1 protein-coding gene is annotated in these 2,539 nt (G+C 49.1%); it reads right to left on the bottom strand.

Going from position 1 to position 2,539, the window contains the following annotated elements; all coding sequences use genetic code 11:
* Nucleotides 1–122: 122 nt before the first annotated feature.
* Nucleotides 123–2,539, bottom strand: a 2,417-nt coding sequence (locus BMY62_RS16300) for a zincin-like metallopeptidase domain-containing protein (RefSeq protein WP_177170427.1), incomplete at its 5' end; no start/stop codon positions are given.

Genomic DNA, 2,539 nt, shown 5'->3' with positions numbered 1-2,539 from the left:
CGTGTAATGTTCATCTCGGACTCCTCTCTTCTTTGACTAGTTGATAGTTACTCTAGTCTGGCACATTGATGCCGATTAAGGGTGGAGGAGTCCATCCCATTGGGTTAGTCCTCCTGTCAGTGTTAAACCAGAACCCGTTTTTTTGCTTTTGTTTCGGTCTGCTGCTGGCTTTGGTTTTTGGCGTGTTCAAGCTGGGATTGGTGTTTCTGAATCGAGTTTTGCTGAATCGCTTTCTCGATTGCGGCGCCCGCCTGCCGCTTGACGGCTTGCATGCCCAATGCGCTTTTATTGGCCAGATCGTTAAAATCGCTGAGTTTGTGCGATGTCTGTTCATTGAGAGCAAAGGCCGGAAACACTGCAACGCCGTTGACTTGTTGTGCCGCTTCAAGCGCTTTTTCCCGTCCGGTGTTTTTACCGTTCAGCGCAACCAGGTGCTGATCGTCATCACCAGCAATAACAATGGGTTTGTCCGGGTATTTGTCATGCAACTGTTGTGCTACCGGTATGAGATTGCCCGAATCGAATGCCGCCACAACCGGACAGTTCATGGCCTGCGATACGGTATCTGCAGTGGAATAACCTTCAGCGACGATGATGGCTTTGGTTTTGTCTAATGCCTTCAGTCCAACCAATCCTTGCTTATTACCACCCACCACAAGGAAGTGGCCTTCCTTCTGGCTGCCAGCCACAAAGAGCTTGGTGCCGTTTGGTTGTATCGTCTGCGCACTCCACAGTTTTTCCTGTGTATCATAAATCGGCAACAGCAGATCACCGGCGACAAATACAAGACTGTCAGGATGTTCATCACGCACCGATTTGACTGCCTGCCGGTTCTGGCAGATTTTGATGATGGAATCCTGGGGCAAACCATCCGTATTGTGTGGCACAACTTTTAATCCGTTTGGCCTTGCATTTTTGTCCTGCAGATAAGGGTGATCAACATGAGCTTGCGGTGCAATGGTAAGCAGTTCTTTGATGGCCTGTGCGACTTTGACATATTGCACCTGTAGCTCGGCTTTGCGTTCCTGCTGCCTGATCGCCACCTGTGCGGCAAAGGCTCCCTTTTGCGCTTCAGTCAATGAATAACCTTTCGCTTTCCAGCGTATCTCGGCTTTGGTGCGGTGATTATTAAAATATCCGGCAGGATGACCGTCCATATGTACCACATAAAAGCCGGATTTCTCACCGGGCTTATCCCCTTCAACCTTGATGCGGTGTGACAAGCCGTCCATAACAGGATGATTGCCGTCAACAATACAACCGTTATCACGAAGTACAGCAGCAAACTCGGCTTGTGCATCGATAGCAGGATTCTGTTGTACAGTAACATTTTCCGGAAGCCAGCGTTGCAATGCGCGAATATCTGCACTCTCACCCACATACCACGCCTTGGCCACCTTGTCCCAACGCGCGCCTGCCGCTTTTGCCTGGTCTTTCTCGCTATACGGTACAACCAAGTATTGGCGCGATGCATGTGATGTATGATCACTTTCTTTTTCAGTGTTTTGGTGTTGATTTTGGTGAGCATCAATCATTAGGCCGGTTTCCATAGTCTGCCTCCTTTTGTTAAAGTCCGCATCGTTTTGCATGGCCAGCATTTCAGCGTGTTTGCGCTGTTCTTTGGCTGCGTCAATTTCTTCCTCGGTGCTGTGCGGATTGTTGCGAATCCGGAATTCATCAATGCGCGCGAGTTTGACGGTCTTTTCATATTCATTACGCTCGGTCATGGCATCGATCAATGCGAGTTTCTCAGCCGTATCGACAGCCTGTTGTTCCACATTAAAATCTGATAACCAGACCCAGGTTTGATCGTTACGCTGTACATAGACACCCCAGAATTCAGGATCGATACCCAATTCTTTTGCCGGCACCACATGACTGTTACCAGTACCGTTATCATTTTCATTCGCTTCTAAAACGTTGCCTTGAATCTGTATACGCCCATTCCAGTCGGCGGGGATAATAAATCTCAGCTTGTCCTGTGATGTTTCCTCAAACTCGAGATTATCGATGCTTAAGTTTCTGCAGAATTTTAGCGCATCGGCGACCAGATACAGGGCATTCTGTTCTTGTGTTGGCAGGTGTTCGACGAGTTTTTGCAGTTGCCGGTTGTTGTGCTGTGCCACTGTTGCCAGATCGGGGGCGAGGTTAGCGGTATAGGTTGCGATGTTTTGTCTGATTTCATCCATTTTAATGGCCTCCTGTTCAACCAATTCCTGTTGTCTGGCAAATGCCAGTACATAGTCCTGGATTTTTTCCGCATCGGCTGCAGCACGAAATATTTCGGTGGGGTCTTCTTCAAGTGTCTTGATCCATGATGCGACATATGCGACATGCTGACCGGGATCGTGACCGATACCGAGTTCGTGCCCAAGTAACATACTCGCAATCTCGGCACGCAACTCTTCACGCGCATAGCCTTCACTGCCGAATGGATGCGCCAAATCGCGGTTCAGGCGTGTTTCATGTCCCGTCCAGTGACCGAGTTCATGCAAGGCTGTAGCGTAGTAGCGATCCGGTGTTTCAAACTGGTGTTTGT

It is taken from the genome of Nitrosomonas marina (assembly GCF_900111605.1).
Taxonomy (GTDB): Bacteria; Pseudomonadota; Gammaproteobacteria; order Burkholderiales; family Nitrosomonadaceae; genus Nitrosomonas; species Nitrosomonas marina_A.
The sequence above is the reverse complement of the archived record's forward strand: the minus strand, read 5'-3'. Positions and strand labels throughout refer to the sequence as shown.